The organism is Priestia sp. FSL W8-0001, assembly GCF_038050335.1.
Lineage (GTDB): Bacteria > Bacillota > Bacilli > Bacillales > Bacillaceae_H > Priestia > Priestia flexa.
Map to the genome: position 1 here is coordinate 3,501,659 of NZ_JBBPAL010000001.1, position 25,024 is coordinate 3,526,682.

Sequence of the window (25,024 nt, forward strand, 5' to 3'; positions counted from 1 at the left end):
AACCTAACAAGAAAGGCCCCCACTCAACGAGTAGAGGCCTTCTATATTATTTTATTTCATGCACTACTGCAGTTTCTGCAAAATAGTCATGTGCACCTTGCTTTTTAGGTAAAAAGGCAACGATGATATAACCGATAAATAGAACCGTTTTTGAAATATAACGTCCAATTCCTTCTCGGAACAAAACGACTGACCAGCTAAGCGGCGTTCCATTTAATGAGACTACCTTTAAGCCAAAAACCATCTTTCCTAATGTTTGACCAAAGAACTTGGTCATTAAAATGAAATAGCCATAAAACGTCAGTGCTGTAATGAACCAAAACGGTGAAAATAATTGATCAACTTGAGCAAAATCAAATGCTTTAAAAATTGGTTTTACAATAATACCATTTATACTTCCCACTACAATGATATCAAGGAGGTATGCCCAAAAACGCATCCAAAACCCAGCATATCGATTTTCAACTACAGAAGGGTTTACTACTCTATCTTCTAAAGGTGATGAATGTTCAACACCCGCTACTTCTTTATCATATGAGTTATTTTCCATTATTCATCCACCTCTATTCTTGATATAGATACATCATACGAGGGGAATTTGGCTCAGCTAATGATTTCAAAACAGAAGATAGCTGCTGGTCACTTCCCATCATCTTGTTCATGCTCATGGATAGCCATGAAGGGAAGCCAAAGCCTGATTCGTATTCAATAACCTGAGCATCTTTTAGCTTATACTGCTTTTTCATATCTACTAAGCTGTCTTCAAAGAACCCTAGCTCATCAACTAATTTTAACTCTTTTGCTTGGCGACCATCATAGATTCGCCCATCAGCAATTTCACGCACCTTACTTTCAGATAAGTCGCGCCCTTTCGAGATGACATCAACAAAGCCACTGTATGAGTTATCAATAAGCTTTTGCATAATTTGACGCTCTTCTTCAGTCATATCTCTCGTAGGTGACATAATGTCCTTATGCTCACCACTTTTTATTGTCACGTCTTTTACTCCAAGACGCTCAGCGAGTTCTCCGTAGTTTACGCTTTGCATAATAACACCGAGTGAACCTGTTAACGTATCTGGAGTTGCATAAATTTTATCAGCTGATGTCGAGATGTAATATCCACCAGATGCAGCCATTGAGCCCATTGAAATATAGATAGGTTTTTTCGTATCAGCTTGAATCTCTTCCATTTTTTTATGTATTTGAGCGCTTTCTACTACTCCACCCCCTGGTGAATTAACCTTTATGATAATTCCTTTGACCATGTCATCATCTTTAGCTGCATCAAGTTGTTCTAAAAACAGCTCGTGATTATAGCCACCTTGCGAAAATACTGATGTACTATCTCCTGTATCTTGAATCGTTCCGTTTACTTCTAAAACAGCAATCTTATTAAGAGACGCACCCTCTTCAATAACCATTTCAGTTAGCTCGCTAGCACTTCCGCCAAAGAACCCAGCAACGCCCGTTTCCTCATCACTAGCAAAAATAAAAGTTGAAACTGTGTTTACTAGTATTGAAATAATAAATACACCAACTGCGATGGCGAGTGCTACCCACCTTTTCGTATTCATGAAAACCCTCCTAAATTAATCCTGATTACAAATTGAAAGAATAATCTTTCAATTTATGTTTTAATAGTGATATAATTATTGTAACAAACTTTTGTAATAAAGTTTACTTTTATACTATTTTTTTACATCAAAGACGGGGAAACAAGGGGGAACTACATATGTCAAATCGTCGTAATGTTTATTTCTTTCATCCTAGAAATAAAGAAACAAATGCCGCAGTAAAACCTTTACAAGAGTTAGCGGTTAAGTATGATTTTACGGTAGTAGAGCAATCGAAAGAGGCAAATATTATTGTAAGCATTGGAGATGACGGTGCTTTTTTACAGGCTGTCCGTCAAACAGGTTTTAGAGATGACTGCTTGTATGCAGGGGTAGCAACATCCGAGCAGCTAAACTTCTACTGTGATTTCCATATTAATGAAAAAGAAAAAATGATTGACGCTATCACTTCCGAAAATATTGAGGTAAGGCGCTTTCCCGTATTAGAAACAACCATTGATCAAGAGACGACATTCCATTCATTAAATGAATGTCTTGTGCGATCCGCATTAATAAAAACGTTTACAATGGACGTATTTATTAACGAGAATCATTTTGAGACATTCCGTGGCGATGGTATGGTTATTTCGACACCAACAGGAAGTACAGCTTATAATAAATCAGTTAACGGTGCCGTCGTTGATCCACTTTTACCGTGTATACAAATCAGCGAACTTGCATCTTTAAACAATAACAATTATCGTACGCTTGGATCTTCTTTTATTTTAAGCAATGAGCACACGTTAACCCTAAAGCTCTCAAACGATAACAGCCATTACCCTGTTATCGGCTTAGATAACGAAGCAATCAGTACAAAACACGTAGATCAAATCCAAGTTCGTCTAAGTGATCGCCAAGTTAAAACTGTAAAATTAAAAGATAATTCATTTTGGCAACGCGTACAGCGTACATTCTTATAAGTACTATTTTAAAGAGGCGTGCTTTACAGCACACCTCTTTCTTTATGAACACTGATAAACAATCTCACCATTTATAATGGTGAAATGTACTTGCACTTCAAGTAGCTCATCCACGTTTATCTCAAATAAGTCCTTTTTAAACACCGTAAAGTCGCCAATGTATCCTTTTTTAATCTTTCCTTTTATATGTTCTTGGCTAGTTGCTTGGGCACTTCCTAATGTAAATAGCTGAATGGCTTGAAACATCGTTAACTTTTCTTTTGGCATATATTCAGGTAAGTCGCCTACCCCTACTTTGCGCGTTACGGCTGCGTGTATTCCTAGCAGTGGGTTAATTGGCTCTATAGGTGCATCCGAGCCTCCCGCACACATAATGCTGTTATCTAATAGAGTCTTCCATGCATAGCAATATTTTAAGTTTTCCTCACCTATCCTATCAATTACCCACGGAAAGTCACTTGCTAAAAAGCGCGGTTGAATGTCTAATACAACAGGTAAACGCTTCGTTCTTTCAATCAAATCTTTCCTTAAGATTTGTGCATGAATAATACGATCTCGAACCTTTTCACTAGGTGGATATTGCTCAATGCTATCTAATACGTATTCAAAAGCTAAATCACCGATAGCATGAATAGCTACAGGTCTGCTAAGCTCTCTCGCCTTTCGAACAAGCTGTTTAAGCTCTGGTAGGCTCTGAATAGCTAGCCCGTTTGTTGATGGATCACTTTTATATGGAAAGCTAAGCAGGGCAGATTGACTACCTAATGAACCATCAGCAAAAATTTTCATCGCACCAAATTCTAAAAATGCAGAGTGGGTAGACTGCTGTTTCACATATTCGTCCATTGATTCTACAACCCCATGATGAACAAGTAAGTTACAGCGAAATAAATTTCTTTGATCCTCTATTACTTTTTTAAACGCTTGGTATGTTCGTGTAAAACCACCATAATAATTTAAATCTTCCGTATGTACGCCCGTTAGTCCGTATTGAACACAATCTTTAATTGAAACCTGCAAAGCTTTTTCTAAATAAGCTTCTGATACAACTGGAATATGCTTGGTTACCAGTTCCTGTGCTTGATCTGCTAAAAAGCCCGTTGGCATTCCCAGCTCATCAACTTGAATGGCGCCTCCCTCTGGTGATTCAGTGCCTTTAGAGATTTTTGCTATCGTTAACGCTTTGCCATTAGCAAGCAACCCATGTCTACAAACACGTTTAAGAACAATTGGATGTTGGTCCGTAAGAGAATCTAAATCTCGATAATGAAGTAGTTCTCGATCATCCCACTGATTCTCATCCCATCCTTCTCCAATAATCCATTCCCCTGGTGGCGTGTGCTTAACCTTTTCCTGAACTAATTTCAATACCTCACTGGCAGAAGATGCTTGGGATAAGTCTAAACGAAGCAGTTTTTCTCCGTGTCCAATTAAATGTAAATGACTATCAACAAAACCGGGATACATGACGCTGCCATCTAAGTTTACTTCGTTTTGAGTATTTTTTTGTTGTGCATTTCTGACGTCACGTTCGAAACCAAGGTCTTCAATCATCCCATTTTCTACAAAAACACTCTCTACCCATTCTCCTTCTTGAGCCATTGTATAAATTTTTCCACCGTAAAACAATGTTCCCATCTCTCTCTCCCTTTCCCAAACGTACTTTACATTTAGTATAAAGCTTTGCCACAAATGGTGAAAGAAAATCACCAAAACGAAAAGAGTGAGGTTTCCCTCACTCTTCTTTAGCCATCATTATTCAGTTAATATGACTTATTTGTAGCTACCACCAAGTTGTTGTTCAGCCATTTGAACTAAACGTTTAGTGATTTCGCCACCAACAGAACCGTTAGCGCGAGATGTTGCTTCTGGTCCAAGGTTTACACCGAATTCAGAAGCGATTTCGTATTTCATTTGGTCGATAGCAGCTGCTGAACCAGGAGCTACTAATTTGTTTGTGTTTGGCATGTGTTTTCACCTCCTCGTTGCTTGTTGAATATAGAGTGTGTCAAAACACATGGCTCCATACATTTTTTTTTTGGTAATTTTTATCTTTTTATTTTTTAAAATAAATCGTCGTCATTTCCAAGTAGATTTTGTGGCTCCAACGCCTTTATTTCAAGGGTTTCTGTATTTTGAACTGCTTCTTTTATAAGCGTATCAAAATCATAAAATTCTTCGTATCGATTTACTTTTTCACGTTTCGGCTTTGTTTTTGGTGCGCTTGGCGTAAAAATTGTACAACAGTCTTCATAAGGACGATTCGAAATCTCATGCGTATCAATTCGCTGAGCAATTTTAATAATATCCGTTTTGTCCATTGTGACAAGTGGTCGTAAGATTGGCGTGTTTGTCACTTCATTAATTGCATACATACTTTCAACCGTTTGGCTAGCAACCTGTCCCAAACTATCTCCTGTTACAATCGCTAAAGATTCTCTCTGAGCACGCAATAAATCCGTAATACGAAGCATCATTCTTCTTGTAGATGTCATCGTATAGTTTTCTGGAATCTGTTTTTGAATAGCTTGCTGAACAGCTGTAAACGGCACGATATGAAGCTTAATATTGGCATGATATTTCGTAAGCTTTTGAGCAAGATCAATTACTTTTTGCTTAGAGCGTTCGCTTGTAAACGGTGGGCTATAGAAATGAACTGCTTCAATCTCCAGACCTCTTTTCATCGCTAGGTAACCTGCAACAGGGCTATCAATTCCACCTGATAGCATAAGCATTGCGCGTCCGCTTGTACCTACTGGAAGCCCTCCAGCTCCTTGATAGTCAAAACACGTAATGTACGTTGCTTCACGACGAACTTCTACCCTTACATTTACATCAGGATTACGCACATCTACTTTCAAATTTGTTGTATTTCGCAAAATGTGACTACCAACTGCATAGTTAAGCTCACTGGTATCAAGTGGAAATTCTTTATACGCACGACGTGTTGATACTTTGAATGTTCTATTCTCTACATCAAACTCTTGCATCGCTTTTAACGCAGCTTCTTGAATGGCTTCTAGTTCATTTTCTACTTTTAAAGCTAAGCTAAAGCTCTGAATACCGAAAACTTCTTGAAGAAGTTCTACAATCGGCTCATGATTTTCTCCATTTAAATGGATGTACATACGATCTCTTGTATATTTAATATCCACATTAGAAAATTGAGTTAAGGCATGAGCAATATTTTGACGTAGCTGAGCAACAAATTTCTTTCGGTTTTGTCCTTTAGTTGAGATTTCTCCGTAGCGAATTAATATATGGTTATAAATCATTTATTTTTACCCCATTACTTTTTTTAGTTCTTCAATTACTGTGAAGATTGCATTAACTGTTGGCGTTATTTCATTAAAATCATTAAAATGAGATAGGCTAATACGAATTGACTGATCAGCTTCTTCGTAACTTTTCCCCATTCCTAATAATGTTTTACTAGGCTTTTGACGCTTAGAAGAACACGCTGATGTCGTAGATACAAAAACACCCTTTTCCTCTAGAGCATGAACGAATACTTCACCTTTGATTCCTTTTACTGTAAAATTTAAGATGTGAGGAGCGGCTCCTTCAGCTGGGGTGTTCATGATAATACGCTCATGCTTTTCCAATTGGGACTTCAGTTCACTCTGCATCTTTTTCATTTTATTACTATTTTTCGACGCATGTTCCATGGTTAAACGCATTGCTTTTGCTAACGAGACAACTCCCGGCACATTTTCAGTTCCAGAGCGTTTCTGCAACTCTTGAGCCCCTCCACTAATTAATGGTGAAAGCTCAACCCCTTGGCTTATATACAAAATACCTGTTCCTTTTAAACCATGAATTTTATGACCTGATATTGTGCATAAATCAATATGAGCACCTCGCAATGAAAGAGGGACTTTTCCAATCCCTTGAACGTGATCTACGTGATATAAAACGGTTGGATACTCCTTCAGTATTTTCCCAATTTCCTCAATAGGTTGAATTGTTCCAATTTCATTATTAACATGCATGATTGAAACTAAAATAGTTTCAGCTGTAATTGCATCTTTAAGATCATGAGGATCCACAAACCCTTCTCTAGAAACAGGTAAATATGTTACATCAAAACCAAGCTCTTGTAATTGTTTAAAAGGTTCATGAACGGAGTCATGTTCAATAGCCGTTGTGATAATATGACGGCCTCTATTTCTATATTTCATGGCTGTACCTTTTATCGCCATGTTATTTCCTTCCGTACCTCCAGATGTAAAAATAATTTCTTTAGGTGATACATGTAGTAATTGCCCTACTTGCTCTCTTGACTTTGTCATAAGATTTTCAGCTTGTACACCAAACTGATGGAGTGAAGAAGGATTTCCATAATATGTCGTAGCAACCTTTGTAAAAGATTGAATAACTTCATCGTAAGGCTTAGTAGTAGCACTATTATCTAAGTAAATCAATGTGCACGCCCCTTTAAGAATATTTAGAAACAACTTTTTATCTTAGCATACCTTCATTATTTTTTAAATGATGTTGTTTATTTATCCAAATGAAACAAATAATACTCTTAATTACTTTTCTAAAAGGAAAGCTTAAATAATATAATAACTGTCCGAAATATTAAACTGAATATTTAGATTTTTAAAATTTTCGACATTTTTTTTATGAAGTATGATAGTATGTATCAGAAACTTTATACTATTTCTATAAAACATAGGAGGCATTATGAAAAAAGAAGCATTGACTCGCAAAGAGACATTAGCTATTGGTTTAATGCTTTTTGCCCTATTTTTTGGTGCAGGTAATATGATTTTCCCTCCCTCGTTAGGACAACAAGCAGGGGTAAATACATGGAGCGCAACAGTTGGCTTTTTGATAACGGGTGTTGGATTGCCGTTACTAGGAATCATCGCCATATCTAAAACCAATGGAGATTTTACAAAAATAGCAAACAGAGTACATCCTATTTTCGGAATATTTTTTACAATTGTTTTATATCTAGCAATTGGACCTTTTTTTGGTATTCCAAGAACAGATACCGTAGCGTTTGAAATTGGTGTTACACCTTTCTTATCTGATAGCGCGTTAGCTAGTAATGTACCTTTAATGATCTATACAATTATTTTCTTTGGTATTACGTTATTTTTGTCATTGAACCCAACAAAAATTGTAGATCGCATTGGTAAGGTTTTAACACCGCTGTTGTTAACAGTTTTAGCTATACTTGTTCTAAAAAGTTTACTGACACCAATGGGAGAATTTCAACTTCCACAACCAAGGTACGAATCAGCTTCATTTGTAGCAGGGTTTGTTGATGGTTATTTAACAATGGACGCTATTGCAGCTCTTGTGTTTGGAATTGTTGTCATTTCAAGTATTCGAGAAAAAGGGATTGTAAATAGTCAGAAACTTTCGGCTATTTGTATTAAAGCAGGTTTTATTGCTGCTATTGGATTGATTTTAGTATATGTATCACTAGCTTATATTGGTGCATCTAGCGTAGAGTCTATTGGCATGCAAGCCAACGGAGGAGCAATTTTAACAGCTGTTGCTCGCGAGCTATTTGGCGGCTTTGGAACGATTATTTTAGGACTAGCAATTACATTTGCATGTTTAACTACATCAATTGGCTTAATTTCTGCTTGTAGTTCTTTTTTTAATCGAATCTTTCCAAAACTTTCTTATAAAGGTTTTGTAGTAGTGCTCACGATATTTAGTGCAGTTATTGCAAATGTAGGGCTAACACAGTTAATTTCTATTTCCGTACCAATCCTTACATTTATCTATCCAATTGCAATTAGCTTAATTGTCCTTTCTCTAGTTGCATCAGTACTGCGATTTGGCCGTGAAGTATATGTATTAGCAGTCGTTACAAGTTCTTTCTTTAGCCTCTTTGACGGGTTAAATGCTGCTAATTTAAAAATTGCAAGTATTGACAAGCTGTTTACAAATTACCTACCGCTTTATAGCGATGGAATGGGCTGGCTAATTCCAACCCTTATCGCTTGTATCATTGGCTATATGATTAGTAAAATCCGTGGAAGCTACATCGAAGATTTGGAATCTTCTTCTCGCAAAGCTTCATAATTTCATATCAATTATAAAAAAACGCCAGCTGACTAAGCTGACGTTTTTTTATTCTATCTATTTGTGATCATAAACTGCTGGATTTTTTCTACCGCACCAGGGTCGACCTGTTCAATCGCACTAGCTACTTCGTTTAGAGCTTCTTTATATTCATATTTACGAAATAGCTCTTCTGCATCTCGTAGCGCTTGAGCTACCGATCCATACTGACTGCGGTAACGATTTCCATATTGAATCATCTTCTCCACAAGCTGCGCTTCTTCTAGAATTGCTTCCGTTTCTTCAAATGTCTCTTTTACAGCCTCTACAGCTTCACTAAGAAGAGCTTGGACTGCTTGGATGTTAAGAGGTTTTTCTTGAAGCTTTAACGTTGCGTCTTTCAAGAGGTGCATCGTCTTTTCTAACTGTACCTTATAGTATTCAGGTACACCTGGTAAATTACTTTTCTGAATCAACCTTTTTGCCTCAATAAGCTGAGACTTTAAATCCTCAATTTGCTCTTTAGCCGTTAGTTCGTCTTTTCTCAACGCTTGAAGCATATCGCTATAAGATTCTTGAGACTGTTGAAGCTGTTTTAGTTGCTTAGACACATCTTCAAGTTCTTCTTGAATAACGCTATAAGCTAAGTTATGTTCCGCTACTTTATCTGAGATATTATAATAAAGGTTCGTTAAACGCTTTAATTCACGATCCATTTTGTAATACAGCTCTAAGTCTTTCTCTTTAAAGTGATAGCTTTGTTGTACGAACAGTGTTTCATCTCGCAGTTCTCGGTTCTTATCTTGTAAAAGCTTCAAGAAATGTGAAACCGTTTGAGATTCTTGATTCATCTTATGATATGAATACACTTCGTGCTCTAAAGCATCGTATAGTTGCTCTAAGCGTTCATTTACATCATCGAGCTTTGCCATTGCTTCTTCTACATAAAGCTCTTCGATTTGTTGAATAATCGTGTCTGTTTCATGTCTTAAAAATTCAATCGTTTCTTCAACTTGCAAATGATCTAACACGTAGCCGTCTCTGGTCATACCCATAAATCCATCAATTAACTCTGAAAACTGAGCTGGAAGCGTAGTTTGACATTCTACTAACACTTTTGGAATTTGTTCTAAGCATGTATCAATTGTCGTTAAATCCGTTTTTAATTGCAGAACCGTTTCTCGCGCTTGTAAATAGTTTCCATTTGCTGTTTCTTCTTCAAAAACAGCAAACTGTTTCTTTGCATGATCAATCGCTGCTTCCAGCGTTTTTTCCGCTTTTCCATACGAATAGCGGTGCGCTAGCAACTTTTTCTTTACATGACGGTGCAACTGGTTAAGCTCTTCAATGTCATGACGATTATTTTGTTCGCTGCCAATGAGATTTTGTAATTCTGTTAATATGTTCTCAATCTCAGCCTTTGTTTTATCTAACAGTTCATTAATATGTATAGATAGTTGCTTCGCTTTTTTAAAGCGGTATTTATCTGCACATTCTTCCGTTTCAAAAAGTAATTCATCAACTTTTGGAAGCTCAGTTGCTACGATTTCATCCCACTGTTCACGCCAGCGTTCAAATAGCTCTTCAGTTTGACCTGTCATGTTTAGTTCTTTTACTTTTGAAATTTCCTCTGCCACCGGCATATTCTCTAACTCCATCTTACGAGATTCAAGCCGGTCAATTTCCTGATAAATTTTTTTTCGTGAAAACATTCCGTACACAACTAATCCAATAATTAGTATGATTAGTGCAATAATAAATTCCATACTAAGCCCCCTTACAATACGTTCTACATGACAAGTTTCCTATTTATAAAAAGGGTTATTGTAATCCTTTAAATGTTTAAGCGTCAATGTTTTTATGATACCATGTAAAGCCTTGCTTTTGAGCAAAAATTTTAATTTTTTCACACAAAATATTGGCAATTTGTCGACTGTGTCTCCTTTTATCATTTCTTTCAAAGAAAAACCTTTTGCTTTTCTAAATTCATCGACAAAATTGCTGAAATTTTGAGTTCTACAGTTGAAGTTTTAGCCTGCAACGTTACAATTAAAGAAAATGAAAGGAGTGATGCAAGTTGATGAAGGTAGACCGACATATCCACACACCATTTTGTCCACATGGCTCACAGGATTCATTACAAGCTTATGTAGAGAAAGCCATCCAATTAGGCTTCCAGGAAATTTCATTTACAGAGCATGCCCCGATTCCTGAGAATTTTGTTGACCCAACTCCGGAACAAGATAGCGGCATGTCGATGACACAGCTTGAAAATTATTTAAAAGATGTCCATCACATAAAAGAGCAGTATGCCAACGATTTAAAAATCAACGTTGGACTTGAAGTGGATTATATTGATGGATTTGAAACGAAAACTACGCAATTTTTAAATGAATACGGCCCTCACTTAGACGACAGCATACTGTCTGTTCACTTTTTAAGATTTGACCGTCAGTACTTTTGTTTAGATTATAGCCCCGAAGCATTTGCTCATATTGTACAGAAATTTGGGAGTGTAAGCAAAACATATGATAAGTACTACGAAACGCTGTTGAAGTCTGTAAACTATGACCTAGGACTTTTTAAGCCGAAGCGAATTGGACATATTACACTTGTTCATAAATTCAAAAAGCAATTTCCGTGTCCAAATCGATTTACTGAAAAAATTAATACGATTTTATTAGCTATTCAGCAACAAAACTTGGAGCTTGATTATAATGCAGCTGGACTCTTTAAACCTCTTTGTCAAGAAGCATACCCTGCTCCTGATGTGCTTGAATTAGCACGCAAAAAAAAGATCCCTCTTGTCTATGGATCAGATGCCCATTGTGCGAAGGACCTCGGTCAAGGTTACGAAACGCTATTTTCTTGTTAAACGCACGTACACTTGCTTTTTCGGTTCACGCTGTTCATATAGCATCGTTCGAATCCAAGCAGTTAGTTCGCCATTGTATTGCTCTAAAAAGTAGGTTTCTTGAGGCATAATATATAATACCTCTGTTAAATATTGTGGATGAAGGTAGGGCATCGAAAGCAGTGCTTTCAGCTGAATAATGATAAATGAAGGGTTAACCTTTCGAAATTCCCTATCTTCCATTCCTTTTTCTAAAACGGTTTTAAGGTAGTACTTTTCTTTTGTTAAGTATGTTGTCATAACTTCTCTTATGAACGTCGTGTCTAGTGAAATCTCGCGATATACAAGCCGCGCAATTGTACGGTTTTCGTGCTGATAATTCAGTACAGCAGAGACCATCCCCTGTAAACACTCCTTAGCATCTTTATATTCCCTGAGCTCAAATTCATTTTCAAGTTCTGCTATATAGCCTTCAAAGTAAGTTGTAACAAGCGTTTCTAATAGCCCTTCTTTACCTTCAAAGTAATATGAAATATTCGCTACGTTCACCTTTGCTTTTGTAGCAATCTCGCGTACTGAAGTTCCATCAAAACCTTTCGCGTTAAATAATGAAACCGCAGCGTCAATAATTCGTTCCTTCGTTTTAGCTTGAGCAACCATTTTTACCACCTCATCTTTTTTCAATCAAGTGATATTTAAGCAGGAATCACGTCTTCTTATACACAATCAAAGTCATTGCAAAATCCGAGAGAAATCGTTACATTATTTAAAAGGGTTTTATGGGCTTATCTACATAATTCGTGATAAGCTTCTAAGTTCCTGTAATCTTTTATCGACAAAGTCATGAACAGAACGACGCGCTTTGATACATTTTATACGTTTTATGTTGAATGGGGGAGAATAACATGTTTCATGTCGAAAATTATAGCGAATCAAGAGAAAAAAATTATGAACTTGTTTTAAAGCAACTTCGTGCATTAATTGACGGAGAAAATAATCTGATCGCAAACCTTTCTAATGCTTCAGCACTTTTAAACCAGTTTTTAGAAGATGTAAACTGGGTTGGATTTTATTTAACGGAAGGGAATCAGCTAGTGCTTGGCCCTTTCCAGGGCTTACCAGCATGCGTAAGAATTCCATTTGGAAGAGGTGTTTGTGGAACTGCCGCTGAAACACAACAAACGCAGCTTGTTGCTGATGTACATCAGTTTCCCGGTCATATCGCTTGCGATGCTGCATCTCAATCAGAGATTGTTGTCCCTATTGTAAAAGACGATAAATTAATTGGTGTGTTGGACATCGATAGCCCAATTAAAAACCGTTTTGATGAACTAGACCAAGCTTATTTAGAGAAGTTTGTTGAAGCTTTGCTAGAAGCAATGTAATAAATAATAAAGAGGATGCTTAAGCATCCTCTTTATTATTTATACTCTTGAATAACGGCTTGGTTTTTCCCTCTTTTTTTCGCTTCATACAATGCTAGGTCAGCCCGCTTAAATAGTTTCTCAGTTGAATCTTGTTGTTCTTGAGACCAAAAAGAAATACCAGAGGAAATTGTTGTCTTTGGGATTGTTTCTTCTTCTACACGCTTAACAAGCCGATTCGCTATGCGCTTTGCGATACTTAATGTAGTGCAGGGCAAGTAAACGGCTAATTCTTCCCCGCCCCACCTTGCTGCTACATCATTTAACCTAATATTCCCTTTAATAAGATTTGATATTTGAATGATAATATCATCTCCTACTTGATGACCATATGTATCGTTTATTCTCTTAAAATTATCAATATCTAATAAAATAAATGAGCCGCCCGAATCTTTTCTCATAGACTCTTCAATACACTGATCCAAGTGTTTCCTCGAATAAAGCTTACTCAAATGATCTGTCACGACTAACTTTTCTAATTCATCTCGCAGCATCGCGTTCACAAATGCAAGCGTTGAATGATGAACAATCTCCTGAACGAGCTTAAATGTATCAAAAGAGAAGAAATAAGGTTGCTTATGAAGAACCATTACCATACCTTTTAACTGTTGGTCTTGAACCATCGGTACAGCAATTAGTGATTGAAATGTAACAAGTTCATCATTCAGCTCTCCAACTATATTGTTTATAAACAACGATTCATTCTCCTGAGTAATCCTTTTATATGCATACTCAATATAGTATCTCGCACCAGGGGTGTCAAAAAATGCAGTGTTTCCTTTTAATGGGGCATAATAATCATCCTCAAAGAAGATTACGCCAACCTCTTGAGCATCAAATGATGTCATAATTCGATTCGACACATAATGAATACCGTCGTGTAGATTTAATTTTTCGTTTAAATGACGTGATGTTTCATTAATGAGCTTTAAATCGGTAAGGTTCTTTTGCGAACGTACATAAAGCTGTACCTTCTCCAATGCCCCTGCTGTGACGCTGATTAATTGCTTAATAAAGGGGATTTCTGAATGTGAAAAAAAAGACGGTGTACTCTTTTCCATAATAAGCACACCATAAGTTCCCTGCGAACCTACAAGAGGTGCATAAACTTTGCAGCCTGTACTATCTGTTGAAACTACGTCAACCTCACCTGTCACATAAATATTCATTAGCTCTTGATTATCGTATGATAGGGGCAAGATTTTATCGATATACCGCCCACGATAATCATGGGCAACATAAATTTTATGTTGATACGTTGGATACATACCTTCCAATACGCTTATCACTTTTTCTAATATGTAATCCATGTTCATGGAACGGTTAAATGCTTCTGTTAATTCGTATAGCTCCTTATATCGCGCCTTATCAATGGATGTTTGATAATGGGCATATACTTTCTTTAGAAATGCAATACACTGCTTGCTAAGCTCTGTTAAAAAGCTATTACTATTTCCCTTTACTAAATTCGTTCTTTCTATACCAAACAAACAATGATAATGCTCAATTGTTAGCGCCATTACAATATACGAATCTGTCACATAATAGCTTTGTTGAGTATGTAACGGTAAAGAGTTAAGAAGGTCTAATACCTCTTTTTCACCCTTATCATTGCTTTGATTACCTTTTTTATTTACAGATGCTATTAATTTATAGCCATAGAGTTCTCCTGCTTTTAACGCAATAAAACCACTGCTAGATTCCAATATAGAAATGATGCTCTGCACCATTTTATCCAATGTTTGTCGTAATGATTCAGCATTGTCATTAACGTGCGTTAATTCAAATAAACGTCCTTTTAATTCTCTCAAAACTTCTTGTTGATTCATTTCATTATCACCTACACCATTAATTCCTCTTCTAAACCATTCTTTTATTATAATAAAAAATCCTGTTTTTTTCTATCATAACCTTTTAAATTAACAGGCTTGACAATCTGATGTAGAAAACATATAATACTCGTTGTGTAAAATATTGCAGCTTATACAGTCTTCTTTATGTTTTTTCATTTTGTTCCTCAGCATGAGCTGATGGTGTATCGTGTAACTCTCTGCTGCTAGAGCGATGGTACATGAAAACAAAATGAGCATATCGTTAGAATGTGTCTGTTTTTGTTTTGCATAAAATAAAAACACAAACAAGGAGGAGTCATCATGGCTCGTTATACAGGTCCAAGTTGGAAAATTTCTCGTCGTTTAGGTCTTTCTCTAAGCGGTACAGGTAAAGAATTAGAAAAACGCCCTTACGCTCCAGGTCCACATGGCCCAGGACAACGTAAGAAAATTTCTGAGTACGGTTTACAATTACAAGAAAAGCAAAAATTACGTCACATGTATGGCGTAAACGAGCGTCAATTCCGTAACTTATTCGTTGCTGCTGGTAAATTAACTGGTAAGCACGGTGAGAACTTCATGATTCTTTTAGAAGCTCGTCTTGATAACTTAGTATACCGTATGGGTCTTGCACGCACTCGTCGTCAAGCTCGTCAATTAGTTAACCACGGTCACATCTTAGTTGATGGTAAACGCGTTGACATTCCCTCTTACCGTGTACAACCTGGTCAAGTGATTGGTGTTCGCGAAAAATCTCGCAACCTTTCAATTATTAAAGAATCTGTAGAAGCTACAAACTTCGTACCAGACTACTTAACTGTAGATGCAGAAAAATTAGAAGGTACTTTCACTCGCTTACCTGAGCGTACTGAATTATCTCCTGAAATCAACGAAGCACTAATCGTAGAGTTCTACTCTCGTTAATAGTAAAAAAAGATTCCCTCTATTGGGAATCTTTTTTTGTTTACTCATGAAAAAAGACGCTCAAACTTGAGCGTCTTTTCATTAATATTGAATTAACGTATATTTTTTCTTACCGCGTCGAATAACTGTGAACTGCCCTTCAATACGGTCTGCTTCCGTCATTACTTTTTGAAGATCTTGAATACGTTCTCCATTAATATAAATTGCCCCGTTTGTTACATCTTCACGTGCTTGACGTTTAGACGGAGAAATTTTACTTTCAACAAGTAAATCGATAAGTCCTACTTCTTCACCACTATGATTGTAAGAAGGTACATCTTTAAATCCTTCTTTAATTTCTCCTGCAGTTAACTCAGCAATGTTACCGTTAAATAACGCTTGTGAAATACGAATTGCTTGCTCTAGAGCTGCCTTCCCATGAACAAGTTCTGTCATTTCACCCGCTAACGCTTTTTGAGCTTCACGTTTTTCAGGCGCTTCATTGGCAGATGCTTCAAGCGCCGTAATCTCTTCATGAGATAAGAACGTAAAATATTTTAAGTATTTTACAACATCGCGGTCATCTGTGTTGATCCAGAACTGATAGAACTCATAAGGGCTTGTCTTTTCAGCATCTAACCAAACTGCTCCACCTTCTGTTTTACCGAACTTTGTACCGTCAGCTTTTGTTACAAGCGGAACTGTTAAACCAAATGCCTTTGCATCTTCTTCAGATTTACGAATTAGTTCAAGGCCAGCTGTAATGTTCCCCCACTGGTCGCTTCCCCCAATTTGCAGCTTACAGTTATACGTTTTGTATAAGTTTAAGAAGTCATAAGACTGTAAAATCATGTAGCTAAATTCTGTGAAAGAAATTCCTGACTCAATGCGTGATTGAACAGAATCTTTTGCCATCATATAATTAATACCAAAGTTTTTGCCGATATCACGTAAGAATGTAATCACATCTAGAGATCCAATCCAGTCATAGTTATTTGCAATAACCGCTTGATTATCCCCGTTTTCAAAATCTAAGAAGCGAGATAGCTGACCTTTAATACGATCACTAAACATCGCTACCGTTTCTTTTTCATTTAACGTACGTTCTGCTTTTTTCCCACTTGGATCTCCAATAAGACCTGTACCTCCACCAACTAGTGCAATTGGTTGATGACCAGCTTGCTGGAAGCGACGTAAAATTAACACGGGTAATAAATGACCAATGTGTAAGCTATCAGCCGTTGGGTCGAATCCACAGTATAAGCGAACTGATTCAGAATTTAATAACTCACTTAATCCTTTTTCATCCGTTTGTTGATTAATAAGACCACGGAATTCAAGATCTTGTAAAATGTTCATCTAAGTTTCTCTCCTTTAATATATCTTTCAAAACAACACAAAAACGCCCCTTCTATAAAAGAAGGGACGAAAATATCGCGGTACCACCCTATTTGAAAATAACAACGGTTATTTTCCACTTAAACGATGTAACGGTCTTCCCGTCTTTTGCTACTAACACGTTCACAAAAGATGCTCAAGGATGTACTTCATATCTGTCTATGGCTGATTTACACCGACCACCAGCTCTCTTTAACAGGGAGACAGCTACTACTTTTTCCTATCTCTGCATTTTATATTAAAAAAATCTATACAGCATTATTATGAATGATTTCATTTTAAAATTCAAGTAGCAATCTATGTGATAAAAACTAAAAGAGAGTGAGACATAACAAAACAAATTTCCAAAAAGACGAACACTCCCTTTTCTCACCTCTTTACGTTGTCAGAACACGTTCGTTCCATTGCACTACGGCCGCTCGCTTTCCGCGTGGAGGAACCTGAGCTTCCTCGTTGCGCTGCAGGATCTCAGGTTTCCCTCTATTTCCCGCAGGAGTCCAGTGTCCTACACTCCGTTCCACCCTGTTTCCAACATTGTTTTCACAATCAACAAAAAACCTGAACAATTAAAAGTGAGGAACTCTCAACCGTTCAGGTTTATCATTGGCTGAATTACTTAGGTCCCAGCCTCTTTTTTCGATTAATCTTCCATAGTTGATAAATCACCTGTTGGAAGATCTAACTCCCATGCTTTTAAAACACGTCGCATAATCTTACCGCTTCTTGTTTTTGGAAGCTTGTCTCTAAATTCAATTTCACGCGGTGCTGCATGAGCAGCCAACCCTTTTTTCACGAACTGACGTATTTCCTCAATCAGCTCATCTGAAGGCTCGTGCCCATCTCTCAATGCGATAAATGCTTTGATAATCTCACCACGAACCGGATCTGGTTTTCCGATAACGCCGGCTTCAGCAATTGCTGGATGTTCCAAAAGCTTACTTTCGACTTCAAACGGTCCTACTCGCTCACCAGCCGTCATAATAACATCATCAATTCGCCCTTGGAACCAGAAATAACCGTCTTCATCCATATAAGCTGAATCTCCTGATACATACCAATCACCTGGCATAAAATAAGATTCATATTTTGCTTGGTTATTCCAAATTGTATGCATCATAGAAGGCCAACCTTTTTTAATCGCTAAATTCCCCATTCGATACGGTGGAAGTTCTTGGCCCTGATCATCCACAATAGCTGCTGTTACGCCTGGAATCGGCTTGCCCATTGATCCTGGCTTAATCTTCATGCACGGGTAGTTACAAATCGTTTGAGCACCTGTTTCTGTCATCCACCACGTATCATGGATACGCTTTTGAAACACCTTCATTCCCCATCGCACAACTTCAGGATTTAGCGGTTCACCTACACTTAAAACATGACGAAGCTGAGATAGATTATAGCGTTTTACAAGTTCATCTCCTGCTCCCATTAGCATACGAAAAGCAGTAGGCGCACTATACCATACGGTAATACCGTATTCTTCAAGAGCCTGATACCATGAGTCTGGACTAAAGCGCCCACCAATAATGACATTTGTTGAACCAGTTAGCCACGGGCCAAAAATACCGTAAGATGTGCCTGTAACCCAACCGGGATCAGCCGTACACCAATAAACATCTTCATCTTTTAAGTCCAACACCCATTTAGCAGTTTGATAGTGTTGTAGCATCGCATTATGAACATGTAAAACACCTTTTGGCTTACCAGTTGAACCTGATGTGTAGTGCAACAGCATACCATCAGTTCGATCAACCCATTCAATTTCAACTTCTTTACTTGCTTGTGCAATACGCTGATTAAAATCTAAAAATGGTCCATGCTCTTCTACTTCTTCACCTACAAGAAGAACATGCTTTAAAGCGGGTAGTTCCTGAACGGGTACACGTTGGAGTAATTCTGGAGTTGTAATTAATACTTTCGCTTCACTATCTTCAAGTCGATCTTTTACAGCACCTTCCATAAATGCTTCAAACAATGGACCAACAATAGCACCTAGTTTAATAGCACCTAAAAGAGCAAAATACAATTCCGGGGATCTCGGCATAAAAATAAAAACGCGATCTCCTTTTTCAACATCTGCCTGCTTTAAAACGTTCGCTGCTTTATTCGACCAATCTTTCATTTCACGATACGTATACTTTTCATTACGATTCGCATCCCTGTAATAAAGCGCTACTTTGTTTTTACGCGTAGAGTTTGCGTGCCTATCGATTGCTTCATAGGCAGCATTTAGTTTACCTGTTTCATGCCAAGAAAATTCTTTTTCCACCTGCGACCAATCAAATTCTGTATACATTTGATCATAGTCCTGTAAATTATACTCACCGTTAATTACAGGAAGCGCTTCCACTTTCATCACAAACTCCCCCTTATGTAAATATTCTCATTCCTATTATATAACAGAGCTTTAATTTTCTCAATTTTAAAAATATTTATTGGGATGATGCTCTGTTCTCGATAGAATAATTCGACTAATTTTACCAATTTCCTTTTTTTCTTGATAAATTTATTGAAAACGCTTCATTTATCTCGATTTTATGTATAATACAGATAAGACCGAATAAAGGTGGTGACCTTGTTGAATCACATCAAAACATACAATATGAAAGAAGTTAAAACTCCTGTTGGGACGTTAGTTATTGAAGGTCCCGTTTCCTCTACAACATTAGCACAGCTAGATTTCCATCAAGAATTAACAGCTTTTAGACCCGCTGAACAGCAAAAGCAAGCTCTAGTTGAAATTGCCGACTTGCCCGAAGGTAGAATTATTGTTGCACGCATCAACCATACGGTTGTTGGCTATGTCACCTTCTTATATCCAGACCCCTTAGAAAGGTGGTCTGAAGGGAAAATGGATAATTTAATTGAACTGGGTGCCATTGAAGTAGCAGCTCCATTTAGAAGCTACTCGATTGGCAAAAGCTTATTAAAAGTTTCAATGATGGATGATGCCATGGAAGATTATATTATTATTACAACAGAATATTATTGGCATTGGGATTTAAAAGGAACAGGCTTAAACGTGTGGGAATATCGTAAAATCATGGAAAAAATGATGAACACGGGTGGATTAACCTGGTATGCAACAGATGACCCGGAAATCAGCTCACATCCAGCCAACTGTTTAATGGCTCGAATAGGAAAAAGAGTCAATTTAGATAGCGTTCAATCGTTTGATCATCTGCGTTTTCAAAATCGCTTTATGTATTGATAAGGAGGCGTTTTATATGCTTGTTGAAGAGATTATGATTCAAGATGTTATTACTCTAGCACCGACTGATACCATTGCTGAAGCACTTCATTTGCTAGATACATATAAAATTCGTCATATTCCAATTGTGAATCATGCACATCATATTGTTGGTATCATCTCTGATCGTGATATACGAGATGCTAGTCCATCAATTTTAGATCCATCTTCAAAGTCCACTGAATTATCAGAACCTATTCATCGCATCATGCAAAAGAATGTTATTACTGCACACCCTCTTGATTTTGTAGAAGATATCGCAAACGTCTTCTATGAAAACCAAATTGGATGCATACCTGTTACACAAGAGAACCGTCTAATCGGTGTCGTTACCGAACGAGACTTATTGCGTAGCTTTATTCAGCTAACTGGGTCACATAAGCCTGGGTCACATATTGAAGTGAAAGTTAAAAACCAAGCTGGTGTTTTAAGTGATGTGACAGCTATTTTTGGTCAACACCGTACGAACATCTTGAGCGTCCTAGTATATCCTCATAAAGATGATCGATATAAAGTACTCGTTTTTAGGGTTCAAACATTTAACCCGCTTAGCATTATTAACGATTTACGTGATCACGGCTACGAAGTTATTTGGCCAAAACCACTGGAGAGTACGTTATGAAAAAACAAGATGCCGTCTTTATTTACTCTGAAGATTTATTAACCTATAAATTTAACCATCATCACCCTTTTAACCAGCTCCGAGTAAAGCTAACTTATGAACTATTGCTGGAATCTGGAATGCTAACAGATAAACAAATTGTCTTACCCAGAATGGCTACTGACGAAGAACTAGCGCTCGTTCATGACCCTGCTTATATACAAGCTGTTAAAGATGCTGGATTAGGAAATTTATCGACAACAAAAGGTGAAAGCTATGGACTGGGAACGGAAGATACGCCTATTTTTCATAACATGCACGAAGCTAGTGCATTTCTCGTTGGTGGTACACTTACTGCCGTAGATCAAGTAATGACAGGAAAAGCTAACCATGCACTAAATCTTGGTGGTGGACTTCACCATGGCTTTCGAGGAAAAGCATCCGGCTTTTGCATCTATAATGATAGTGCGGTAGCTATTCGCTATATGCAAGAAAAATACAGTGCCCGCATTTTATATGTCGATACAGATGCTCATCACGGTGATGGCGTGCAGTGGACTTTTTACGACGATCCTTCTGTATGTACTTTATCTATTCACGAAACGGGTAGATACCTATTCCCTGGAACTGGCGATGTAAACGAGCGCGGACATAATAAAGGATACGGATATTCATTTAATATACCAGTTGATGCCTATACAGAAGACGATTCATGGTTACACGCCTATAAAACATCGCTTGAAGCGGTTGCTGCGTTCTTTAAGCCTGACGTTATCTTAACTCAAAACGGTGCTGATTCTCATTACTATGATCCTCTTACTCACCTCTGCGGCACGACTAAAATGTATCGAGAAATCCCAAAAGTTGCGCATGAAATCGCTCATAAATACTGCAATGGAAAGTGGATTGGAGTAGGTGGTGGAGGGTATGATATTTGGCGGGTGGTTCCACGTGCTTGGTCCTTTATTTGGCTGGAGATGTTAGAAAAGCAATCGATTACAGGAAACTTACCGACCACTTGGGTTCAAAAGTGGGAAAGAGAAGCGCCCATCCCAATTTGTACAAAATGGGATGATGAAGATGGAATTTATGATCCTATTCCAAGAAGGCAAGAAATTGAAGAAAAGAATGCTCATACTGTCTCTCGAGCGCTCTTTCCTATTCGCTCGCATCAGAAAGAAGCTTCGTCTCACTAAAAAGCATAGCCTCTTCTCATATCATAAGAAGAGGCCATGCTCTGAATAACTACTCATTGGTCGGGTCAGAAATAATAATCTCAACGCGTCGATTCTTTTGCATATTGGCTTCTGACGTATTTTCAACAACAGGCTTTGCTTCCCCGTAGCCGATAGCGATAAATTGCTCAGACTTTAAATCATAATGAGCTATAAAATAACGAATGACGCTGCTCGCTCTTGCAGTAGATAACTCCCAGTTCGATGGATAACGGTACGTTTTAATCGGTCGATTATCGGTATAGCCTTCAATTTTTATCTGATTAGGTATCGTCGTAAAAAGTGCGCCCAACTTATTTAGGAACGGGTAGCCTTTTTTTAAAATCTCCGCTTCTCCTGTCTCAAATAATACCTGTTCTTGTAATACCAAAACGACTCCTCGCTCATCACGATTCGCAGTTATCACTTCCTGAAGGTTATTTTCCTCAAGATATTGTTGTACCTGTAAAAGAATACGATCAAGCTCTTCTGACTTGTTACTAAGGACTTTTTTATTATTTCCCTCTTGCGACTGTGAAGAGGATTCAAATTCAATAATAGAAGCATCTGCTCCGTTAGACTCTGATAATCCTAAAGAATTTACTAATTGCTTAAACTTAATATTATCGATATTAGACATAGAGAAAAGTAAAATAAAAAACACTAATATTAACGTAACAAGGTCTGCAAACGTCACCATCCATTTGTTCGACTGTGAAGAGTGCTGAACTTTTTTTCTACGCTTCACGGACGCTAGCCCTCTCTTTAAGCAGAGATTGTCTTGCTATTTTAGCGGGTATAAATGCTTTTAGCTTTTCTTGCAATAATCTCGGGTTTTGACCGCTTTGCAAACCGACAACTGCTTCAATTACTACTTCTTTCATAAATACTTCCTGCTCTGTTTTCACTGCTAGCTTGGCTGCAATTGGTTGAAATAATAAATTTGAAAGAAGAGAACCATATAGTGTCGTCAAAAGTGCAATAGCCATATTCGGGCCAAGCGTAGAAGGGGTATTCAAGTTTCTTAACATTAAAACAAGTCCAATTAATGTTCCTACCATTCCCCAAGCTGGAGCATAATCGCCAGCTTTTTCAAACACGCTTCTTCCCTTAGAATGACGCTCTTCAATTCCAATAATTTCTGCTTCTAACATTTCTTTAATTACTTCAGGCTCTACGCCGTCAATTGCTAATAGCAGCCCTTTCCGCACGAATGGATCATGAACCTTGTCCATTTCTGCTTCCAGTGCCAATAACCCTTCACGCCTTGCTAATTCTGATAGCTGTACAAATTTTTCTATTAGTTCATCAACATTTGATTCCTTTGATTGAAAAGCTTGTAAACCAACTCTCCACATATTACGAAGCTGCCTAATCGGAAAGCTGACGCATAGAGCTCCGAAAACTCCCCCCAAGACAATAAGCATGGACGGGAAATCAATAAAAATTAAAAAACCTTGTACTCCGCCGCTAGAAATAACGCCAAACGCAACCATAGAGATACCAATCAGTATCCCTATAGGCGTTAATAGATCAAATTTCTTCATACCCTCTCTCCCCACTAATGGCAACTTCAATGTGTTCCTGCATAACTAAGCACATTAGCTACTTATGGAAATTTCTATTTATTTCGTTGACTGTCTGTATTCAATACGGTGTGGAAGCTGAACAATGCTACTATCCACTGTTTCTTTATTCATATACTTCGTTAATAATCTCATAGCTACTGCACCAATATCATACATTGGTTGAACAACAGAAGTTAACTGCGGACGTACCATCGTAGCCAAACGCGTATTGTCAAATCCAATAACCTCAAGATCATTTGGCACGTTATATCCACGATCTTGTGCGCCATGAATAACACCTAGAGCCATCTCATCAGTAGCTACAAAGATAGCCGTTGGTTTTTCATTTTCTTCAAATAGCTTTTCAACTGCTTCAATACCTGAATCGTATGTGTAATCGCCTTCCACGATATAAGAATCCAGAACGTCTATTTGATGATCTGTTAATGCTCTTTCATAACCTTTTAATTTTTGGGCATGATTAATAGGCTCTTCTAGAGTACCTGCTAAGAATGCAATTTTACTGTGGCCATTGTCAATTAAAGACTTAACCGCATCATATGCTGCTTGTTCATAATCGATTGTGACAGATGGAATTTGGTTTGTAGATTCAATAGACGCTGCTAATACAATCGGAACTGGTGACTTCTTTAACTCTTCTACATGCTCTTCCGTTAAATTCCCACTCATGAAAATAATTCCGTCTACTTGTTTACCTAGCATTGTATTTAATAGATGAAGTTCTTTATCTTGGTTTTGATCGGAGTTACTTAGAATAATGTTGTATTTATACATTGTAGCGATATCTTCAATACCACGTGCAAGTTCTGCGTAAAAGATACTTGAAATATCTGGGATAATAACCCCTACTGTTGTTGTTTTTTTACTTGCTAACCCTCTTGCTACTGCGTTAGGACGATAGCCCAAACGCTCAATTGTTTCCAGTACTTTTTTTCTTGTCGAAGGCTTCACGTTAGGGTTTCCGTTCACAACGCGCGAAACCGTTGCCATTGATACACTCGCTTCTCTTGCTACATCATAAATTGTTACGTTCATAACGACACACTCCTTTTTTATTACTTGTTCACTTATTTTGCCCTTAAATGATAACTTGTAATTACGTATATAAACCCTTCTTGCATATAACGAAATAGTTGTAAGATTTTCATTCATGATTTTTATATACCAATTAAATACCCATTCTATATAACGTCTATTCATAAATCATCAAAAGTTCTTATGTATATACACGTACATACAGGGACTTGAATAAAAAAATAATTGACAGAATTATAGCGAATATCTGTAACTACTATACGACACTATGTGCTGAACCGCAACGCCTTTAGTGCCTTTTTCCGACAAATTTCACCAGATTTTCAAAAAATGATTCTGCCTTTTTATCATTTCCTAT

22 protein-coding genes and 1 other annotated feature are annotated in these 25,024 nt (G+C 37.4%); of the genes, 8 read left to right on the top strand and 14 right to left on the bottom strand.

The features are described 5' to 3' along the window. Positions 1–46: 46 nt before the first annotated feature. Both MKZ18_RS18435 and sppA read right to left on the bottom strand, forming a co-directional pair. A complete protein-coding gene (locus tag MKZ18_RS18435; RefSeq protein ID WP_025908921.1) occupies positions 47–550 on the bottom strand; it encodes an RDD family protein in 504 nt (167 codons plus the stop codon). A gap of 13 nt (positions 551–563) precedes the next feature. After that, positions 564–1,577 carry a signal peptide peptidase SppA gene (gene sppA / locus MKZ18_RS18440; protein WP_061785771.1) on the bottom strand — a complete coding sequence of 338 codons (1,014 nt, stop codon included), beginning with the start codon at positions 1,575–1,577 and terminating at the stop codon, positions 564–566. Positions 1,578–1,735: 158 nt separating this feature from the next. On the opposite strand from sppA, the gene MKZ18_RS18445 reads away from it, so the two are divergent. Beyond that, on the top strand, positions 1,736–2,536 hold the full coding sequence (locus tag MKZ18_RS18445) for an NAD kinase (RefSeq protein ID WP_025908919.1): 801 nt from the start codon (positions 1,736–1,738) through the stop codon (positions 2,534–2,536). 42 nt (positions 2,537–2,578) lie between these two features. Here MKZ18_RS18445 and MKZ18_RS18450 read toward each other — a convergent pair whose 3' ends face one another. The 4 genes from MKZ18_RS18450 to MKZ18_RS18465 all read right to left on the bottom strand — a co-directional run bounded on the left by MKZ18_RS18450 (position 2,579) and on the right by MKZ18_RS18465 (position 6,960). Continuing rightward, the gene (locus tag MKZ18_RS18450; RefSeq protein ID WP_340842080.1) at positions 2,579–4,174 is read right to left on the bottom strand and encodes an amidohydrolase; all 1,596 of its coding nucleotides are present in this window, start codon (positions 4,172–4,174) and stop codon (positions 2,579–2,581) included. A gap of 135 nt (positions 4,175–4,309) precedes the next feature. Further along, positions 4,310–4,504 (bottom strand): alpha/beta-type small acid-soluble spore protein, encoded by a 195-nt coding sequence (locus tag MKZ18_RS18455; protein ID WP_061785773.1) that lies wholly within the window; start codon positions 4,502–4,504, stop codon positions 4,310–4,312. Positions 4,505–4,599: 95 nt separating this feature from the next. Continuing rightward, on the bottom strand, positions 4,600–5,811 hold the full coding sequence (gene thiI / locus MKZ18_RS18460; protein WP_119543251.1) for a tRNA uracil 4-sulfurtransferase ThiI: 1,212 nt from the start codon (positions 5,809–5,811) through the stop codon (positions 4,600–4,602). Positions 5,812–5,817: 6 nt separating this feature from the next. Continuing rightward, entirely contained in the window at positions 5,818–6,960 is a 1,143-nt protein-coding gene (locus MKZ18_RS18465) for a cysteine desulfurase family protein (protein ID WP_340842078.1), read from the bottom strand. 265 nt (positions 6,961–7,225) lie between these two features. Between MKZ18_RS18465 and brnQ the strand changes: the two genes are divergently transcribed. Next, positions 7,226–8,587 carry a branched-chain amino acid transport system II carrier protein gene (brnQ, locus tag MKZ18_RS18470; RefSeq protein ID WP_061785776.1) on the top strand — a complete coding sequence of 454 codons (1,362 nt, stop codon included), beginning with the start codon at positions 7,226–7,228 and terminating at the stop codon, positions 8,585–8,587. Positions 8,588–8,640: 53 nt separating this feature from the next. On the opposite strand, the gene ezrA is transcribed toward brnQ, so the two are convergent. Then, positions 8,641–10,332 carry a septation ring formation regulator EzrA gene (ezrA, locus tag MKZ18_RS18475; RefSeq protein ID WP_061786462.1) on the bottom strand — a complete coding sequence of 564 codons (1,692 nt, stop codon included), beginning with the start codon at positions 10,330–10,332 and terminating at the stop codon, positions 8,641–8,643. 314 nt (positions 10,333–10,646) lie between these two features. Here ezrA and hisJ point away from each other — a divergent pair, with 314 nt between their 5' ends. Next, complete coding sequence (gene hisJ / locus MKZ18_RS18480; protein WP_025909467.1) at positions 10,647–11,441, top strand: histidinol-phosphatase HisJ; 795 nt, start codon at positions 10,647–10,649, stop codon at positions 11,439–11,441. On the opposite strand, the gene refZ is transcribed toward hisJ, so the two are convergent. Next, complete coding sequence (gene refZ / locus MKZ18_RS18485; RefSeq protein WP_061786463.1) at positions 11,427–12,080, bottom strand: forespore capture DNA-binding protein RefZ; 654 nt, start codon at positions 12,078–12,080, stop codon at positions 11,427–11,429. The genes hisJ and refZ overlap by 15 nt on opposite strands. Positions 12,081–12,325: 245 nt before the next feature. On the opposite strand from refZ, the gene MKZ18_RS18490 reads away from it, so the two are divergent. Continuing rightward, a complete protein-coding gene (locus MKZ18_RS18490; RefSeq protein WP_025909469.1) occupies positions 12,326–12,805 on the top strand; it encodes a GAF domain-containing protein in 480 nt (159 codons plus the stop codon). A 35-nt stretch (positions 12,806–12,840) separates the two neighbouring features. Here MKZ18_RS18490 and MKZ18_RS18495 read toward each other — a convergent pair whose 3' ends face one another. Next, positions 12,841–14,673: a sensor domain-containing diguanylate cyclase gene (locus MKZ18_RS18495; protein ID WP_076513464.1), complete on the bottom strand. Its 1,833-nt coding sequence runs from the start codon at positions 14,671–14,673 to the stop codon at positions 12,841–12,843. A 324-nt stretch (positions 14,674–14,997) separates the two neighbouring features. On the opposite strand from MKZ18_RS18495, the gene rpsD reads away from it, so the two are divergent. Next, positions 14,998–15,600, top strand: a complete 603-nt coding sequence (gene rpsD / locus MKZ18_RS18500; protein ID WP_025909471.1) for a 30S ribosomal protein S4 — start codon at positions 14,998–15,000, stop codon at positions 15,598–15,600. Between the two features lie 81 nt (positions 15,601–15,681). Here rpsD and tyrS read toward each other — a convergent pair whose 3' ends face one another. Next, entirely contained in the window at positions 15,682–16,938 is a 1,257-nt protein-coding gene (gene tyrS, locus MKZ18_RS18505) for a tyrosine--tRNA ligase (protein WP_025909472.1), read from the bottom strand. Between the two features lie 59 nt (positions 16,939–16,997). Continuing rightward, positions 16,998–17,213: a binding site (T-box leader), on the bottom strand. 404 nt (positions 17,214–17,617) lie between these two features. Continuing rightward, complete coding sequence (gene acsA / locus MKZ18_RS18510) at positions 17,618–19,333, bottom strand: acetate--CoA ligase (protein ID WP_076513460.1); 1,716 nt, start codon at positions 19,331–19,333, stop codon at positions 17,618–17,620. A 222-nt stretch (positions 19,334–19,555) separates the two neighbouring features. Here acsA and MKZ18_RS18515 point away from each other — a divergent pair, with 222 nt between their 5' ends. Genes MKZ18_RS18515 through MKZ18_RS18525 form a run of 3 tightly spaced genes read left to right on the top strand, consistent with a single transcriptional unit; the run spans position 19,556 to position 22,024 of the window. Next, complete coding sequence (locus MKZ18_RS18515) at positions 19,556–20,188, top strand: GNAT family N-acetyltransferase (protein WP_025909474.1); 633 nt, start codon at positions 19,556–19,558, stop codon at positions 20,186–20,188. Positions 20,189–20,204: 16 nt separating this feature from the next. Next, positions 20,205–20,849: an acetoin utilization AcuB family protein gene (locus MKZ18_RS18520; protein ID WP_076513458.1), complete on the top strand. Its 645-nt coding sequence runs from the start codon at positions 20,205–20,207 to the stop codon at positions 20,847–20,849. Then, complete coding sequence (locus tag MKZ18_RS18525; protein WP_061785749.1) at positions 20,846–22,024, top strand: acetoin utilization protein AcuC; 1,179 nt, start codon at positions 20,846–20,848, stop codon at positions 22,022–22,024. The genes MKZ18_RS18520 and MKZ18_RS18525 overlap by 4 nt, the downstream gene beginning before the upstream one ends. 49 nt (positions 22,025–22,073) lie before the next feature. Here the strand turns inward: MKZ18_RS18525 and motS are convergent, their stop codons facing one another. From motS to ccpA, 3 genes are all read right to left on the bottom strand, one after another. Further along, on the bottom strand, positions 22,074–22,742 hold the full coding sequence (motS, locus tag MKZ18_RS18530; protein ID WP_035320529.1) for a flagellar motor protein MotS: 669 nt from the start codon (positions 22,740–22,742) through the stop codon (positions 22,074–22,076). A gap of 37 nt (positions 22,743–22,779) precedes the next feature. After that, positions 22,780–23,589 carry a flagellar motor protein MotP gene (gene motP, locus MKZ18_RS18535; protein WP_076513456.1) on the bottom strand — a complete coding sequence of 270 codons (810 nt, stop codon included), beginning with the start codon at positions 23,587–23,589 and terminating at the stop codon, positions 22,780–22,782. A 78-nt stretch (positions 23,590–23,667) separates the two neighbouring features. Further along, on the bottom strand, positions 23,668–24,666 hold the full coding sequence (gene ccpA / locus MKZ18_RS18540; protein WP_025909479.1) for a catabolite control protein A: 999 nt from the start codon (positions 24,664–24,666) through the stop codon (positions 23,668–23,670). Positions 24,667–25,024 lie beyond the last annotated feature (358 nt).

Excerpts from the sequence above, each read along its gene's own strand:
- MKZ18_RS18435 (WP_025908921.1), bottom strand. The coding sequence starts at position 550 with ATGGAAAATAACTCATATGATAAAGAAGTAGCGGGTGTTGAACATTCA.
- sppA (WP_061785771.1), bottom strand. The coding sequence starts at position 1,577 with ATGAATACGAAAAGGTGGGTAGCACTCGCCATCGCAGTTGGTGTATTT.
- MKZ18_RS18445 (WP_025908919.1), top strand. The coding sequence starts at position 1,736 with ATGTCAAATCGTCGTAATGTTTATTTCTTTCATCCTAGAAATAAAGAA.
- MKZ18_RS18450 (WP_340842080.1), bottom strand. The coding sequence starts at position 4,174 with ATGGGAACATTGTTTTACGGTGGAAAAATTTATACAATGGCTCAAGAA.
- MKZ18_RS18455 (WP_061785773.1), bottom strand. The coding sequence starts at position 4,504 with ATGCCAAACACAAACAAATTAGTAGCTCCTGGTTCAGCAGCTGCTATC.
- thiI (WP_119543251.1), bottom strand. The coding sequence starts at position 5,811 with ATGATTTATAACCATATATTAATTCGCTACGGAGAAATCTCAACTAAA.
- brnQ (WP_061785776.1), top strand. The coding sequence starts at position 7,226 with ATGAAAAAAGAAGCATTGACTCGCAAAGAGACATTAGCTATTGGTTTA.
- ezrA (WP_061786462.1), bottom strand. The coding sequence starts at position 10,332 with ATGGAATTTATTATTGCACTAATCATACTAATTATTGGATTAGTTGTG.
- hisJ (WP_025909467.1), top strand. The coding sequence starts at position 10,647 with ATGAAGGTAGACCGACATATCCACACACCATTTTGTCCACATGGCTCA.
- refZ (WP_061786463.1), bottom strand. The coding sequence starts at position 12,080 with ATGGTTGCTCAAGCTAAAACGAAGGAACGAATTATTGACGCTGCGGTT.
- MKZ18_RS18490 (WP_025909469.1), top strand. The coding sequence starts at position 12,326 with ATGTTTCATGTCGAAAATTATAGCGAATCAAGAGAAAAAAATTATGAA.
- MKZ18_RS18495 (WP_076513464.1), bottom strand. The coding sequence starts at position 14,673 with ATGAATCAACAAGAAGTTTTGAGAGAATTAAAAGGACGTTTATTTGAA.
- rpsD (WP_025909471.1), top strand. The coding sequence starts at position 14,998 with ATGGCTCGTTATACAGGTCCAAGTTGGAAAATTTCTCGTCGTTTAGGT.
- tyrS (WP_025909472.1), bottom strand. The coding sequence starts at position 16,938 with ATGAACATTTTACAAGATCTTGAATTCCGTGGTCTTATTAATCAACAA.
- acsA (WP_076513460.1), bottom strand. The coding sequence starts at position 19,333 with ATGAAAGTGGAAGCGCTTCCTGTAATTAACGGTGAGTATAATTTACAG.
- MKZ18_RS18520 (WP_076513458.1), top strand. The coding sequence starts at position 20,205 with ATGCTTGTTGAAGAGATTATGATTCAAGATGTTATTACTCTAGCACCG.
- MKZ18_RS18525 (WP_061785749.1), top strand. The coding sequence starts at position 20,846 with ATGAAAAAACAAGATGCCGTCTTTATTTACTCTGAAGATTTATTAACC.
- motS (WP_035320529.1), bottom strand. The coding sequence starts at position 22,742 with ATGGTGACGTTTGCAGACCTTGTTACGTTAATATTAGTGTTTTTTATT.
- motP (WP_076513456.1), bottom strand. The coding sequence starts at position 23,589 with ATGAAGAAATTTGATCTATTAACGCCTATAGGGATACTGATTGGTATC.
- ccpA (WP_025909479.1), bottom strand. The coding sequence starts at position 24,666 with ATGAACGTAACAATTTATGATGTAGCAAGAGAAGCGAGTGTATCAATG.